Genomic DNA, 15,744 nt, shown 5'->3' with positions numbered 1-15,744 from the left:
CTCGTCAGATCATGCCGGACCGTCGTTCTTCCCGCCTGCCCCGCCCGGCACTTCGGCAAGCGCACGTCGCGCGGCGGCCTTCTGCGCGGCGGCCTTCTGCGGGGCGGTCTTCTGGGCGGCGGCCTTCTGCGCGGCGAGCCGGCGGTGCTCGGCGGCCCGGCGCTCGTGAATCTCCGCCATGCGCAGGTGGTACGCCGGGTCGTCCTGCGCGTAGATGTCGGGGACGCCGTCCTCGTCCTCGTCGCGCTCCTCGGTCTCGCACAGCCGGCGGTACTTGGCGTTGCGTATCTTCAGCAGGACCGTCGCCGCGCCCGCCGAGACGAGGGAGCCGAGCAGGACGGCGGCCTTGACCTCGTCGGCCAGGGCCGCGTCGCCGGCGAAGGCCAGCTCGCCGATGAGCAGCGACACGGTGAAGCCGATCCCGGCCAGCGACGCCACCGCGAACACGTCGGCCCAGGCGAGGTCCTCACTGAGCGACGCCCGGGTGAACCGCGCCGTCAGCCACGTGCCGCCGAAGACGCCGAGCGCCTTGCCGACGACCAGGCCGAGGACGACACCGAGCGTCTCCGGCCGGGCGAACACGTCGGCCAGCGCGCCGCCGGAGACCGACACGCCCGCGCTGAACAGGGCGAACAGCGGCACGGCCAGGCCCGCCGACAGAGGGCGGACGAGGTGCTCGACGCGCTCGCCCGGGGAGCGGTCCTCGCCCTCGCGGGGCGTGCAGCGCAGCATCAGGCCCATGGCGACGCCGGCGATGGTCGCGTGGACGCCGCTGTTGTACATCAGCCCCCAGATGACGAGGGCGAGCGGGACGTAGACGTACCAGCCGCGCACACCCGCGCGCAGCAGCAACCAGAACACCGCCAGGCCGGCCGCGGCGCCGGCGAGCGCGGCGAAGTCCAGGTCGCCGGTGAAGAACACCGCGATGATCAGGATGGCGAACAGGTCGTCGACGACGGCGAGCGTCAGCAGGAACGCCCGCAGCGCGCTGGGCAGCGAGGTGCCGATGACGGCCAGCACGGCGAGCGCGAAGGCGATGTCGGTGGCGGTGGGCACCGCCCAGCCGGCCAGGGAGCCGCCGCCCACGGCGGCGGTGAGCGTGGAGACGAGCGCGGGCACCGCCATGCCGCACAGCGCCGCCACCACCGGCAGCACCGCGGCCCGCACGTCGCGCAGGTCGCCGGCGACCAGCTCGCGCTTGAGCTCGATCCCGGCGACGAAGAAGAACAGCGCGAGCAGCCCGTCGGCGGCCCAGTGCTGGACCGACAGGTCGAGTCCCAGGGCGGCCGGGCCGAAGTGGTGGTGCGCGACGACCCGGTAGCTGTCGCCCAGGGCCGGGATGTTGGCCCACAGCAGCGCGGCGATCGCGGCCGCCAGCAGCAGCACGCCGCCGACGGTCTCGGTGCGCAGGGCGTCCGCCACGAAGGTGCGCTCGGGCAGCGACAGGCGTCCCAGGAGTCTGCGGACGGGGGCGGCGGAGCGGGACCGGTCGGTGCGGGAGCGGCTGGTGCGGAAGCGGCCGATGGGGGAGCGGTCGGTGCGGGGCGTGGTCACGGGAGCCTCCGTCGTCGGGCAGGAGGGAGCAGCTTGCCGACCAGACTTCCCGGCACACCTGATTTAATTAGTTTACCTAAGGTGTGGCGCCGGGGCCAGTGCTCTCCGGGCCGGACATGGAAGGGCACCCGGTGCCGCCTCGGCCACCGGGTGCCCCTCGGGAGGCGGTCCTACTCCCGCCTCCCGCCGTGCTCACGCGTCCACCGCCGTACGGCCCCGCGGCTTCGGGGCCGTACGACTCCCTCTGCCGTCAGTCCTCGCTGGGCGCCTTGGGCAGCTTGGCCTGGATGAGGTCCATCACCGTGGAGTCCGTCAGCGTGGTGACGTCGCCGAGTTCGCGGTTTTCGGCGACGTCGCGCAGCAGGCGGCGCATGATCTTGCCGGAGCGGGTCTTGGGCAGCTCGGCGACCGGCAGGATCCGCTTGGGCTTGGCGATCGGGCCGAGCGTGGCGCCGACGTGCTGGCGCAGCTCGGCGACCAGGTCCTCGGTCTCCGCCACCGCGCCGCGCAGGATCACGAAGGCGACGATCGCCTGCCCGGTCGTCTCGTCGGCGGCACCGACGACGGCCGCCTCAGCCACCGACGGGTGGGAGACCAGCGCCGACTCCACCTCGGTGGTGGAGATGTTGTGCCCGGACACGAGCATGACGTCGTCGACCCGGCCCAGCAGCCAGATGTCGCCGTCCTCGTCCTTCTTGGCGCCGTCCCCGGCGAAGTAGCGGCCCTCGAAGCGGGACCAGTAGGTGTCGACGAACCGCTGGTCGTCGCCCCAGATGGTGCGCAGCATCGACGGCCACGGCTCGGTCAGCACCAGGTAACCGCCGCCGCCGTTGGGCACCTCGTTGCCCTCGTCGTCCACCACGGTCGCGGAGATGCCGGGCAGCGGGCGCTGGGCGGAGCCCGGCTTGGCCTCCGTCACGCCCGGCAGCGGCGAGATCATCATCGACCCGGTCTCGGTCTGCCACCAGGTGTCCACGACCGGTGTCCGGTCGCCGCCGATGTTCTTCCGGTACCACACCCACGCCTCCGGGTTGATCGGCTCGCCCACCGAGCCCAGGATGCGCAGGGAGGACAGGTCGAACTTGGCGGGGATGTCGTCGCCCCACTTCATGAACGTGCGGATCGCCGTCGGCGCGGTGTAGAGGATCGACACCTTGTACTTCTGGACGATCTCCCAGAAGCGGCCCTGGTGCGGGGTGTCCGGGGTGCCCTCGTACAGCACCTGCGTGGCGCCGTTCGACAGCGGCCCGTAGACGATGTACGAGTGCCCGGTCACCCAGCCGACGTCGGCGGTGCACCAGTACACGTCGGTCTCCGGCTTGAGGTCGAACACCGCCCAGTGGGTGTAGGACGTCTGCGTCAGGTAGCCGCCGGAGGTGTGCAGGATGCCCTTCGGCTTCCCCGTCGTGCCCGAGGTGTAGAGGATGAACAGCGGGTGCTCCGCCTCGAACGCCTCCGGCGTGTGCTGTGCCGGCTGCCGGCCGACCAGGTCGTGCCACCACACGTCCCGGCCCTCGGTCCAGGCGACCTCCTGGCCGGTGCGGCGGACCACCAGCACGTGCTCGACGTTGCCGGCGCGCTGGACCGCGTCGTCGACGGCCGGCTTGAGCGCGGACGGCTTGCCCCGCCGCCAGCCGCCGTCGGCGGTGATGACCACCCGCGCGTCGGCGTCCTGGATGCGGGTGGCGAGCGCGTCGGCGGAGAAGCCGCCGAAGACGACCGAGTGCGGGGCGCCGATGCGGGCGCAGGCCAGCATGGCGACGACGGTCTCCGGGATCATCGGCATGTAGATCGCGACCCGGTCGCCCTTCCGCACGCCCAGCTCGGTGAGGGCGTTGGCGGCCCTGCACACCTCGTCCTTGAGCTGGGCGTAGGTGATCGCGCGGCTGTCGCCGGGCTCGCCCTCGAAGTGGACGGCCACCCGGTCGCCGAGGCCGGCCTCCACGTGCCGGTCGACGCAGTTGTACGCCACGTTCAGCGTGCCGTCCTTGAACCACTTCGCGAACGGCGGGTTGGACCAGTCCAGGGTCTCGCTCGGCTCCTTGGCCCAGGTCAGCCGGCGGGCCTGCGCGGCCCAGAAGCCGAGCCGGTCAGCCTTGGCCTGTTCATACGCCTCCGCGGTGACATTGGCGTGGGCGGCCAGGTCTGCGGGGGGTGCGAACCTGCGCTCTTCCTTCAGCAGGTTGGCCAGGCTTTCGTTGCTCACGACATCTCCCGTAAGTGAGGGTGTCCGCTGTGTCCCAGACCACAGCTCACCAGACCGGACGGCTCGGTGACAAGGGCTGATCCGGTAATTGGTTTAGACCTGTGTGCGGTCGGGTGAATGATCCGTCAACCGAGGTCACGGACGGGATGGGGGCGGGGTTCAGGTGTAAGGGGTCACATGTGCGAAGGGCGAGTGTTGGTAGGGGAGGGGGTGGACTCGGCCGTGCTGGGAAGCGGATCCGGCCGGTCGGGGGGCGGGTGCTGGTAGGTGGGGCGGGGGCTGGTGGGCGAGAACGGAGCGGGAACTCGTCGGTGGCTGCTTGTTCGGGGTCGGCGGGTGTTTCACCGATACCGGTGACTGCTCCCTCCGGGGGCTTCCCCGGGATGCCCGCCTCTTTTCTGGATGTTCTGGATGTCTGTTTCCTCCCGCCCCAACTCTGTTGTTCACCGGCTCGCGTTGGCGTGAGTGGCCGTGAGCGGCCGTGAGTGACCCGGTTGGCTCAGCCGGAGCTGTGCGTCTGCTCCGTGCGGGTCTGTCTCCTCGAACCTCTCGAACCTCTCGGACCCGAGCTGCTTCCTGCCCCCGAGTGGGTGGTTTTCGTGCTCGTCGGGTCCGCCGTCACCCGGGTGAACACCGCTTCCCCGTCCTCTTTCTCGGTGAGCAGGTACGCCTGTGCCTCGCCCACGTCGAAGTACATCCCGTGCACCTCCAGCACCCCGCCTCGCACGGCCCGGGCCACCGCCTCGTGCGCCCGCAGGTGGTCCAGCTGCTGGACGACGTTGGCCAGGCACAACTGCTCCACCGCGTCGGCGGGCCGCCGATCGGCCAGCCTCGGCCGGGGCCGAACGCCTCCGGACAACCGCTCCAGGCTGGGCCGCCCGTGTCTCAGCCAGCGCCTGAGCGGGGTACGGGCGCCCGAGGGACGGGAGGTGAGCAGCGCCTGCATGGCGCCACACCCGGAGTGCCCGCACACGGTGATCGACCGCACCTTCAGCACATCCACCGCGTACTCGATCGCCGCCGCCACCGAGTCGTCTCCGCTCTCCTCGCCGGGCAGCGGTACCAGGTTGCCGACGTTGCGCACGACGAAGAGGTCGCCGGGACCACTGGCGGTGATCATCGACGTCACGAGCCGTGAGTCGGCGCAGGTGAGGAAGAGCTGCTGGGGACGCTGTCCCTCGCGGGCCAGCCGCGCCAACTCGTCCCGCACCAGCGGTGCGGTGTGGCGCTGGAACGCGCGGATTCCCCTCGTCAGCGAGTGGCCGCCGGCGCCACCGGCCGGGTTCGGGCTGCCCGGGGGCTTCGGGAGTTCGGGGAGCTCTGGGAACCCTGGGAGTCCTGGAAACTCTGGGAGTTCCGGGAGCTTCGGGGCGGCGGACGGCGCCGTTGCGATCGAGGGCTCCGGGCGGGCGGGGCGGGGGTGCGTGTCCGGCTGAGTGGGTGTGTCCGGTCGATCAGAGGACTTCAGTCGGTCAGAGGACTCCGGTTGTTCAGAGGACTCCAGTTGTTCAGAGGACTCCGGTCGAGCGGGGAACTCGTGGGCGGGCGGGGCGTGGAGTTCGGCGGAGGCGGCCGACTCCCCGGAAGGGGCACGGACTCCGGCGCACAGGCCGGTCACCCGCGCGGTGCCGCCCCGCGCGGTGTGCGTCTTCTGCCAGTCCTGCAGTGACTCGTACACCGCGTGGTCCATGAACGAACCGTCCAACTCCACGATGGTGTGGGCACCTTGGGGCACGAGGTGCAGGACCCGGCTGAGCCGCGGCACCGCGAGGAACGTCAACTGGCCTCGGACGCGTACGTGGTGGACTCCTTCCTTCTCGTCGTGCGTGATACGGGTGCGGGTGAGGCGGTGGAGGGCGACGGCGACGGCCACGGCGACTCCGAGCGCCACACCCTCCAGGACGCCGAGGAGCACCACGCCGAGGGTGGTGGCGGCGTACACCAGTGCCTCGCGGTGGCGGGTCACCGTGCGGATGTGGTGCAGCGACACCATCTGGATGCCGACGGTCAGCACCAGGGCGGCGAGGGAGGCGAGCGGGATGAGTTCCAGGGCCGGGGCCATCAGCAGCGCGGCGACTACTACCAGAACGCCGTGCAGCACCGTGGAGTTCCGGCTGACGGCACCCGCCCGCACGTTCGCCGAACTCCGCACGGCGACGCCGGCGACCGGCAGTCCGCCGAGCGCCCCCGAGATGACGTTGGCGGCGCCCTGACCGAGCAGTTCGCGGTCGAGGTCGGAGCGAGGGACGCGGACGGCCGTACCGGGGCGGCCGGCGGCCAGTTTGTCCACGGCGACCGCGCCCAGCAGCGACTGCACGCTGCACACCAGCGTGGTGGTCAGCACGGCGGCGACGAGGCCCGGCAGCGGGCCCTCGGGCAGTCCGGCCAGGGCGTGGCTGCGCCAGGACGGCAGGTCCACCCTGGGCAGGGTGAGGCCGGTGAGCGCGGCGGTGGCGGCGGCTCCGGCGACGGCGACCAGCGCGGCCGGAACCGTGCGCAGCAGGCGGCCCGCCCGGCCGGGCAGCCGCGGCCACGCCAGCAGCAGGGCGAGCGTGAGGACGCTGATCGACACGGCGGCGGGGTGCAGGGCCGCCAACTGGGCGGGCAGAGCGCGGATGTTGTCCAGGACGGAGCTCTCGGGGCTGCCGCCGAGGACGATGTGCAGCTGGGCGACGGCGATCGTCACGCCGATGCCGGCGAGCATGCCGTGCACGACAGCCGGGCTGACGGCGAGCGCGGTGCGTGCCACGCGCAGGCAGCCCAGGCCGAGTTGGGCGAGGCCGGCGAGGACGGTGATGGCACAGGTGGTGCGCCAGCCGTAGCGGTGGATCAGGTCCGCCGTGACCACGGTGAGTCCGGCGGCCGGTCCGCTGACCTGCAGCGGGGAGCCGCCGAGCCGGCCGGCGACGATGCCGCCGACGGCCGCGGCGACGAGGCCGGCCTGCAGGGGCGCGCCGGTGGCCAGCGCGATGCCGAGGGACAGGGGCAGGGCGATCAGGAAGACCGCGACGGCGGCCGACACGTCCGCGCCCGCGATGCGGGGGCGGCGGCGCGGGGGTGGCGGTGGACTGTGGGGTTGGTGGGTGCGTTCGGCTCGGGTGGGGACGCAGGCTGTCATGGTTCCCGTCTCCTCCGTCGGTTACGGCGTACAGCGGCGGGATGAAGTGGCACAGTTCAAGGACTAGTAAATGAATAGTAATGTCGAGTAAAGGCTAGGCATAGTCTTTCTGTGCGAATGGGTCAATGAATCACTCAAGTGGATGAATAAATCATTTAATCGGCTTGTCTTGCTCATTCCTTCTCTGATCCGTGCGACCTTGGCGGCGCTGTCGGCACTTCCGGTGCGTCACCGGAAAACGCCCTCGTCAGCGTTGGTCGAGAGAAGGAAGAAGGTGAGCGGGACATGGCCGCCACCCAGAGGATCGCCGTCGGTGCCGTGGCCGCGGCGTGCGCCGTGTCGCTGGCCGGTTGCGGGGCGGGCGCCGGCGACGGGGTGAGGCAAGGAGCCCCCGGTCCGCAGAAGGCGGAACCCGCGGCCCCCCGGCCGGGCAGCGCCGTCCAGCTGATCGGCGACGGCTCCACCGCCTACACCGGGCCCCAGCCTCATCTGCCCCGCCCCGAACGGCTGAAGCCCGGCCAGAGGCCGCCGCAGTTCGTGGTGTTCTCCTGGGACGGCGCCGGTGAGGACAGCCAGAAACTGTTCTCCCGTTTCCGCCAGGTCGCCAAGGACAATCACGCGACCATGACGTTCTTCCTCAGCGGCGTCTATCTGCTGCCCGAGGAGAAGCGCGGGCTGTACCGGCCGCCGCGGCACTCGCCGGGCCGCTCGGACATCGGTTTCAACAACGAGCAGGGCATCGCCGACACCGTCCGGCAATTGCGCCTGGCGTGGCTGGAGGGCAACGAGATCGGCACCCACTTCAACGGCCACTTCTGCGGCGCTGACGGCGGCGTCGGCCAGTGGTCGGTGGAGGAGTGGAAGAGCGAGATCGAGCAGGCCAAGCAGTTCGTGAAGTCGTGGAAGACCAACACCGGCATGAAGGACGCGGCCCCGCTGCCCTTCGACTACGACCGGGAACTCGTCGGCGCCCGCACACCCTGCCTGGAGGGGCAGAAGAACTTCGTCAGGGCAGCCCGCGAGCTGGGCTTCCGCTACGACAGCAGCGGCGTCAACAACCAGGTGTGGCCCCGGAAGAAGAACGGCCTGTGGGACCTGTCCATGCAGCTCGTGCCCTTCCCCGGACACTCCTACGAGCAGTTGACCATGGACTACAACTTCATGGTCAACCAGTCCGGCACCCGGACCCAGGGTGATCCCGCCCAGTACGAACGCTGGGGCAACCAGATGCGCGACAGCCTGCTCAAGGGCTTCGCCCGGGCCTACGACGGCAACCGTGCGCCTCTCGTCATCGGCAACCACTTCGAGTCCTGGAACGGCGGCACCTACATGAAGGCCGTCGAGAAGGTCGTCCAGGACGTGTGCGGCAGGCCCGAGGTGCGCTGCGTCTCTTTCCGGCAGCTCGCCGACTGGCTCGACGCCCAGGACCCGGAGGTGCTGGAGAAGCTGCGCGGCCTGCGGGTCGGCGAGGCCCCGAAGCAGGGGTGGGCGGCCTTCCTGTCGGACCGCCCGGCCCCGGCTCCGAAGGGCGTACCCGGGGGGCCGGCGGAGAGGCGTTAGCTCCGGCGACGGGTGCCGCGTGCCGCCGGTCGCGCGCGGGCGGTCGCGCCCACGACCGGCGGCTTTCAGGCGGTCGCCACGGTGTCCGCGGCCCGGCCGGCGCCCCGCGCCCCCTCGGCGCCCGGCGCGTCCTCGGCGCCCGGCGCGTCCTCCCGCAGCACGAACCCCGGATCCACCTGCTCCGCCAGATCGGCGCCGGTGCGCGCGTTGCCCCAGGACTGGGCGTTCTTGAGGTGGAAGTGCACCATCTGCCGCGTGTAGCGCTCCCAGTCCCGAAGCCCGTACGTCGCGTCGGCGGCCGCCCGCAGGACCTGCAGGGCCCGGCGGTTGGCGTCCTCCAGGAGCTCGAACCGGGGCGGCCGGCCCTTCTCCATGGCGCGTACCCAGTCCGAGTGCCCCACCGTGACCAGCAGGTCGTCGCCGACCTCGGCGCGCAGGAAGTCGAGGTCGTCCTGTCCTTGCACCTTGTTGCCGACGACCTTCAGTGTGACGCCGAAGTCGCGGGCGTACTCCTTGTACTGGCGATAGACGGAGACCCCCTTCCGGGTGGGCTCGGCGACGAGAAACGTGATGTCGAAGCGGGTGAACATGCCGGAGGCGAAGGAGTCGGAACCCGCCGTCATGTCGACCACGACGTACTCGTCGCGGCCGTCCACCAGGTGGTTCAGGTACAGCTCCACCGCTCCGGTCTTGGAGTGGTAGCAGGCGACGCCCAGGTCGGCGTCGGTGAAGGGGCCGGTGACCATCAAACGGACCGCGCCGCCGTCGAGTTCCACCGCTCGTGCGCAGGCGTCGTACACCGGGTTGTCCTCGCGCACCCGCAGCAGCCGCGAGCCCGTGCCGGGCGGGGTCGTCTTGATCATCGCCTCGGCGGAGGGGATGCGCGGGTTGGAGCCGCGCAACCAGTCCTTGATCAGCGGGAGCCGGTCCCCCATCGCCGGCAGTGCGGCGGCCTCCGCCTCGTCGAGACCCAGTGCCGCTCCCAGGTGCTGGTTGATGTCGGCGTCGATCGCGACGACCGGTGCGCCGGCGGTCGCGAGGTGGCGGATGAACAGGGACGACAGGGTGGTCTTGCCGCTGCCGCCCTTCCCGACGAAAGCAATTTTCATGTTCACAAAGAGTAGTCGTGTGATTGCTGTGCGTGGCTAGCGGGAGTGAAGAACACCACTCCTTCGAGGGGCCGCGCAAGGGCGCGCGTAGGGTCGTACTCATGAGTACGACAGGCGCGACCGCCGACCCGCTCGCCGCCCTGGGTGCGCTCCCGGGGGTGGCCGACTCCGTGGAGTCCGTCCGCAAGGCCGTCGACCGGGTCTACGGGCACCGGATCATGCGGCGCCGCAGCAACGAGATCACCTCCGAGGCGGCGCTGCGCGGCGCGCGCGGCTCGGCGGCGCTGTCCGGGGCCGACTGGGCCCTGGAGGAGGTGCGGCGGCGCACGGACTTCGGTGGGGACGCCGAGGCGCGGGTGATGGGCGCGGCGCTGCGACTGACCGCCGAGGCGGGCCAGTTGCTGACCATCTGGCGGCAGTCGCCCCTGCGGGTGCTGGCCCGGCTGCACCTGGTGGCCGCGGCCGGCAAAGAGGACTGGGTCGGCAGGCCGCGCCGGGAGGGGGAGGCCGTCGACGAGCCCCTGATCGAGCTGCCGCTGCCGAGCGCGGCCGAGGTGTCCGGCCGCCTGGACGGGCTCGCCGAGCTGATCGTGGCGGGCAGTTCCGCACCCGCGCTGGTGACCGCGGCGGTCGTGCACGGCGAACTCCTCGCGCTGCGCCCCTTCGCCTCCCACAACGGCCTGGTGGCGCGCGCCGCCCAGCGGATCGTCCTGGTCGGCAGCGGCCTGGACCCCAAGGCCGTCTGCCCGGCCGAGGTCGGGCACGCCGAGCAGGGGCGCGAGGCGTACGCGGCCGCCCTCGCGGGCTACGTCTCCGGGACGCCGGAGGGCATGGCGGCCTGGATCGCCCACTGCGGCCGGGCGGTGGAACTCGGCGCGCGCGAGTCGACGGCGGTGTGCGAGGCCCTGCAGCGGGGCGCCGCCTGAGGCGGGCGGGGCGGCCCGTTTGCGGGCAGCCGCTCGGGAGTGCGCGTCGCGGGCCCGGAAAAGGGCCGGAACGGTAAAAGGCCCCCGGCGGGGGCCAGACAGAGTTGCGGCGGTACGACTCGTCGTACCGCCGCTGGCATGATCACCGAGTTACCAAGCGTCCTCGAATCGTGCCCATCAGGTCGGGAACTTCGCCCGTCACCTGGTGCGGCTGGCCCGTAATCGACGGGTCGACGTCGCGTGGGTGCTCGGTGTTCATGCTCGGTCCGTGGAGCCGAATACGTCTGGGGGTGATCCTCCCGGATGTCCTTGCCTCTCGCGGGCCTTCAAGACCTTTGTACTCCTGACCCGGAACAAGCGGAAGACCTCACTGCACTTTTTACTTTCAGGTTCAAATAGGAACTGAGCGGGCGGAATTGGGTTCTGGGGCGGTCGCGGTGGCCGGAAAGCCGGGTCAGGCGATCGACGATCGGCGCCGGCTCGCGAACCACACCAGTCCGGCGGTGGCCGCCGCGGCGCCCACCGCCACGGCCGCGACCAGGGCGGGCCGTGGTGACACGGAGAACGTGTGCAGCCGCCGCTTGAGCCGGACCGGACGGTGGAAGTCCAGCACCGGCCAGCCGCGGGCGGCCGCCTCCTTGCGCAGGGTGCGGTCCGGGTTGACGGCGTACGGGTGGCCGACGGCCTCCAGCATCGGCAGGTCGGTGCTGGAGTCGCTGTAGGCGTAGCAGTGGGCCAGGTCGTAGCCCTCGGAGGCGGCGAGCTCCCGGATCGCCTCCGCCTTCGTCGGGCCGTAGGCGTAGTACTCCACCTCTCCGGTGAAGCAGCCGTCCTCGCCCACGACCATGCGGGTGGCCACCACTCGGTCCGCGCCCAGCATCTCGCCGATCGGCTCCACGACCTCGGCGCCGGACGTGGACACGATCACCACGTCACGGCCGGCGGCATGGTGCTCCTCGATGAGCGAGGCGGCCTCGTCGTAGATGATCGGATCGATCAGGTCGTGCAGCGTCTCGGCGACGATCTCCTTCACCTGCTGCACGTTCCAGCCCCGGCACAGCTTGGACAGGTACGTGCGCATGCGCTCCATCTGGTCGTGGTCGGCGCCGCCGACGAGGAAGACGAACTGGGCATATGCGGTACGCAACATGGCCCGGCGGTTGATCAGGCCGCCTTGGTAGAAGGACTTGCTGAAGGTGAGCGTGCTCGACTTCGCAATGACCGTCTTGTCCAGATCAAAGAAGGCCGCCGTGCGGGACAAGGAGTGGTTTTCCACGCCCCTGAGCATAGGGGCAGCCCATTCGGCGTAAGGTATGGCGCGTGGGTTTGCCTGAGACGGCTCTCGGGTACACCATGGAAGTCACGGATCGTTCGCGACCGTGCTAACCCGGTCCGACTCCTCCCCCCCCGAGTCGGCCGTGGAGACGACCCCCGCTCTCCCCCCCGGCGGGGGTCGTCGCATGTCCGGGCGGGTTTTCTCCTTTTGTACGCGGTTGCTTGGCGGCGTGGGCTGCTGCCGCCCCTTGATCCGTCATGCCCATGATCTGTCACTCTGTGTAGCAGGAGCGCTGCTCTGCGGGAGTCGCACAGAGGTCAGTACAGGCGTCACCGGTATGGGTGACGGCGATATTCACAGTCACCGACTTGTCCACCGTTATTGACCAAGATCCACACGATTTCCCGGATCGCTGCACCGTGATTCCAGCGCGTCCGGCTCGCGGCGAGTTCGTGGCCGGTTCCCGTTTGCCGGGACGCGTATGGGCCGGTTCGTATCGGGCGCTCATAGGGCGGCCGGTTGCCGGTTCTTCACACGGTTGGGATTCGCGGGGCCGCAGGGGCTGCGCGAGACATGCAGCAAGGGGGAAGCACCATGGCCGGATCCGTCACCCACGACCCGCCGCCCGTCGGCCCGGACCGGCCGGGCAGGCCGCTCATCGTCACCGAGGACGCCGAACTCCTCGACGACCTGCTGCGCCTGTGCGCCGCGGCCGGCGCCACCCCCGAGGTCCACCACGGGCTGCCGGAGCGCAGAGGGACCTGGGAGGGGGCACCGCTCGTCCTGGTCGGCGACGACGCCGCGCGGCGCGTACGCGGAGCTGCCCGGCGGCGCGGAGTCGTGCTGGTCGGGCGCGATCAGGACGACTCCGGGGTGTGGCGCCGAGCCGTCGAGATCGGCGCGGACCACGTCCTGATGCTGCCCGACGGCGAGCAGTGGCTGGTCGACCGCATCGCCGATGTCGCCGAGGGCGTCGGCAGACCGGCGCTCACCGTCGGCGTCATCGGCGGCCGCGGCGGGGCCGGGGCGTCCACGCTGGCCTGCGCGCTCGCCCTCACCTCCGCGCGCCGGGGGCTGCGCACCCTCCTGGTGGACGCCGACCCGCTCGGCGGCGGACTCGACGTCCTCCTCGGCGGAGAGGCCACCGAAGGGCTGCGCTGGCCGGCGTTCGCCGCGTCCCGCGGCCGGGTCGGCGGCGGCGCCCTGGAGGAGTCGCTGCCCGCGCTGCACTCGCTACGGGTGCTCAGCTGGGACCGCGGAGACCGCGTCGCCATTCCGCCCCAGGCGGTACGGGCGGTGCTCGCCGCGGGCCGGCGGCGTGGCGGCGCCGTGGTCGTCGATCTGCCGCGCCGCGTCGACGACGGGGTGGCCGAGGCCCTCGCACAGATCGACGTCGGGCTGCTCGTGGTCCCCGCCGAACTGCGCGCGGTCGCCGCGGCCGGCCGGGTGGCGTCCGCCGTCGGCATGGTCCTGCGCGACCTGCGGGTCGCGGTACGCGGTCCCCACGCGCCCGGCCTCGACGACCGCGAGGTGGCCCGCCTGCTCGGCCTGCCGCTGGCGGGCGAGGTGCCCGTCGAGCCCGGGCTGCTGCGCCCGGGAGAGGACAAGGCACCGCCCGCGGCCTCCGGACGCGGACCGCTGGCCCGCTTCTGCACGGTGTTCTGGGAGCGCGCACTGATCGAGGCGGGTGCCGCATGAGGAACCTCACCGACGTTCCCCGGCCCGGCGGCGGCACGGGCGCGGGCGGGAGCCTGCTGGACGGCGTGCGGCAGTGGCTGGCCGAGAGCGGGGCCGAGCCGACACCGGCGCGGGTGGCGCAGGCACTGCGGGAGCAGGGCCGGGTGCTGGGCGATGCCGAGGTGCTCGGCGCGGCCGAACAACTGCGGTCCGAGCTGGTCGGCACCGGGCCGCTGGAGCCGCTCCTGGCCGATCCGGCGGTCACGGACGTGCTGGTCTCGGCGCCCGACCGGGTCTGGGTCGACCGGGGCGGCGGGCTCGAACGGACCGACGTGGCGTTTCCCGACACGGCCGCCGTACGACGCCTCGCGCAGCGTCTCGCCGCGGTGGCCGGGCGCCGTCTCGACGACGCGCGGCCCTGGGTCGACGCCCGGCTGCCCGACGGCACCCGCCTGCACGCCGTGCTGCCGCCGGTCGCCGTCGGCTGCACCTGCCTGTCCCTGCGCGTGGTGCGGCCCCGCGCCTTCACCCTCGACGAGCTGGTCGCGGTCGGCACGGTGCCGCCGGGTGGAGACCGGCTGCTGCGGGCGCTGGTGCGGGCCCGGCTGTCCTTCCTGATCAGCGGAGGCACCGGCAGCGGCAAGACCACGCTGCTCAGCGCCCTGCTGGGGCAGGTGGGCCCCGGCGAGCGCATCGTGCTCGCCGAGGACTCCGCGGAGCTGCGGCCCGACCATCCGCACGTGGTCCGCCTGGAGACCAGGCCCGCCAACCAGGAGGGCGCCGGCCTCGTCACCCTGGAGGACCTGGTGCGGCAGGCCCTCCGGATGCGGCCGGACCGGCTCGTCGTGGGCGAGGTGCGCGGAGCGGAGGTCGTCCATCTGCTGGCCGCGCTGAACACCGGCCACGAGGGCGGTTGCGGCACGGTGCACGCCAACGCCGCCGCCGACGTCCCCGCGCGGCTGGAGGCGCTGGGCACGGCGGCCGGACTCGACCGGGCCGCCCTGCACAGTCAGTTGGCCGCGGCCCTGTCGGTGATCGTGCACCTCGTCCGGGACCGGAGCGGACGGCGGCGGATCGATGAGGTGCACGTGCTGGAGCGGGAGCCGTCGGGCCTGGTCACCACGGTGCCGGCGCTGCGGTGGGAGGCGGAGGCCTTCGCCCGCGAACGCGGGTGGGAGCGGCTGCTGGGGCTGCTTCACGGCAGTCACGGCAGTCACGGCGGTCACGGAGATCACGAAGATCACAGCGGTCACGGCAGTCACGGCCGTGACACGGGGGAGCGGGCCGACCGGTTTTCGCAGGCGCCTGCCGGAAGACCGGCGGGGGCTTGGAGACGTGCGAGGCCCGGTGGCGGCGGTGGGCGTGGTGGCGGCAGCGCGAGCGGTGCGGGCGGTGCGAGCGGCGCGAGCGGTGAGGAGGCGTGATGGGCACGGAGGGAACATCGCTGTACGACCTGTCTGTCGGTGCCGCCGCGGTGTGCGCCGGAATGGCGGCATGGCTGACGGACGGGCGCCACTCCGGCGCACGGCGGGCCCGGCTGCTCCTGGCGGGCGGAGGAACGGCGGGGACCGGACCGTCCCCGTGGGACCGTGCAGTCACCGAACTGCGGCGATTGCGGAGGCCGCCGCGCCCCGAGTGGTGGGCACCGGCCGCCGGGCTGGTCCTGACGGTCCTGGGCACCTCATGGATCCCGCTTCTCGTCGGAGCCGCCGCGGTACCGGCGCTGCGGCGGGCACGGCTGGCCAGGACGGCGCGGCGAGAGCGGGAGCGCCGCGGGGACGCCGTGATCGCCCTGTGCGGGGTCCTGGCCGGGGAAGTGCGGGCCGGACGCCAGCCGGGCGAGGCCCTCCTGCGTGCGGCACATGAGTCCGGTGGGCTCGGGGAGGCACAGGCCGCGGTGCTGGCGGCTGCCCGGTTCGGCGGCGACGTTCCCCAAACCCTCGCCGCGGCGGCGCGGCAACCGGGCGCCGAGGGGCTCCTGGGTCTCGCCGCGTGCTGGCGGGTGGCCGTCGACCGGGGCGCCGGACTCGCCGCCGGGCTGGACCGCCTGGAGGGGGCTCTGCGCACCGAACGCGACCAACGAGCCGACCTCAGTGCCCAGTTGGCGGGCGCGAAGGCCACCGCCGTGATGCTCGCGGGACTACCCGTCCTGGGCCTGCTGCTCGGCACCGCCCTCGGCGCCGACCCGCTGCACGTGCTGCTGCACACCGCGCCGGGACTGGGCTGCCTCGCGGTCGGCGCCGCGCTGGAGGGCGGGGGCCTGTGGTGGGCGCTGCGGATCGTGCGGGGAGCGGAGGCGGTGACGTGAGCGGGCGAGT

General features: G+C 72.3%; 10 protein-coding genes. 5 read left to right on the top strand and 5 right to left on the bottom strand.

Translation table 11 applies throughout. The annotated features are described in order from the left end of the window. Positions 1-9: 9 nt before the first annotated feature. From nhaA to IE225_RS12170, 3 genes are all read right to left on the bottom strand, one after another. Positions 10-1,524: a Na+/H+ antiporter NhaA gene (gene nhaA, locus IE225_RS12180; protein WP_190057540.1), complete on the bottom strand. Its 1,515-nt coding sequence runs from the start codon at positions 1,522-1,524 to the stop codon at positions 10-12. 280 nt (positions 1,525-1,804) lie between these two features. Next, the gene (gene acs / locus IE225_RS12175) at positions 1,805-3,760 is read right to left on the bottom strand and encodes an acetate--CoA ligase (protein ID WP_190057458.1); all 1,956 of its coding nucleotides are present in this window, start codon (positions 3,758-3,760) and stop codon (positions 1,805-1,807) included. Positions 3,761-4,259: 499 nt separating this feature from the next. Then, positions 4,260-6,878 (bottom strand): SulP family inorganic anion transporter, encoded by a 2,619-nt coding sequence (locus IE225_RS12170; RefSeq protein WP_190057457.1) that lies wholly within the window; start codon positions 6,876-6,878, stop codon positions 4,260-4,262. A 285-nt stretch (positions 6,879-7,163) separates the two neighbouring features. Here IE225_RS12170 and IE225_RS12165 point away from each other — a divergent pair, with 285 nt between their 5' ends. Continuing rightward, positions 7,164-8,438: a polysaccharide deacetylase family protein gene (locus IE225_RS12165; protein WP_190057456.1), complete on the top strand. Its 1,275-nt coding sequence runs from the start codon at positions 7,164-7,166 to the stop codon at positions 8,436-8,438. A 65-nt stretch (positions 8,439-8,503) separates the two neighbouring features. Here IE225_RS12165 and IE225_RS12160 read toward each other — a convergent pair whose 3' ends face one another. Continuing rightward, positions 8,504-9,547: an ATP-binding protein gene (locus IE225_RS12160; protein ID WP_229879464.1), complete on the bottom strand. Its 1,044-nt coding sequence runs from the start codon at positions 9,545-9,547 to the stop codon at positions 8,504-8,506. A gap of 101 nt (positions 9,548-9,648) precedes the next feature. Between IE225_RS12160 and IE225_RS12155 the strand changes: the two genes are divergently transcribed. Further along, entirely contained in the window at positions 9,649-10,473 is an 825-nt protein-coding gene (locus IE225_RS12155; RefSeq protein ID WP_190057454.1) for a Fic family protein, read from the top strand. 454 nt (positions 10,474-10,927) lie between these two features. On the opposite strand, the gene IE225_RS12150 is transcribed toward IE225_RS12155, so the two are convergent. Beyond that, a complete protein-coding gene (locus tag IE225_RS12150) occupies positions 10,928-11,761 on the bottom strand; it encodes an HAD family hydrolase (RefSeq protein ID WP_190057453.1) in 834 nt (277 codons plus the stop codon). 582 nt (positions 11,762-12,343) lie between these two features. Between IE225_RS12150 and ssd the strand changes: the two genes are divergently transcribed. From ssd to IE225_RS12135, 3 genes are read left to right on the top strand one after another with little or no spacing between them, the layout of a single operon-like run. Beyond that, positions 12,344-13,447: a septum site-determining protein Ssd gene (ssd, locus tag IE225_RS12145; RefSeq protein ID WP_190057452.1), complete on the top strand. Its 1,104-nt coding sequence runs from the start codon at positions 12,344-12,346 to the stop codon at positions 13,445-13,447. Beyond that, positions 13,444-14,850, top strand: a complete 1,407-nt coding sequence (locus tag IE225_RS12140; protein WP_229879462.1) for a TadA family conjugal transfer-associated ATPase — start codon at positions 13,444-13,446, stop codon at positions 14,848-14,850. Before ssd ends, IE225_RS12140 begins: the two co-directional genes overlap by 4 nt. After that, positions 14,850-15,734 carry a type II secretion system F family protein gene (locus IE225_RS12135; protein WP_190057451.1) on the top strand — a complete coding sequence of 295 codons (885 nt, stop codon included), beginning with the start codon at positions 14,850-14,852 and terminating at the stop codon, positions 15,732-15,734. Before IE225_RS12140 ends, IE225_RS12135 begins: the two co-directional genes overlap by 1 nt. Positions 15,735-15,744 lie beyond the last annotated feature (10 nt).

Source organism: Streptomyces echinoruber, from assembly GCF_014651135.1.
Lineage (GTDB): Bacteria > Actinomycetota > Actinomycetes > Streptomycetales > Streptomycetaceae > Streptomyces > Streptomyces echinoruber.
The sequence above is the reverse complement of the archived record's forward strand: the minus strand, read 5'-3'. Positions and strand labels throughout refer to the sequence as shown.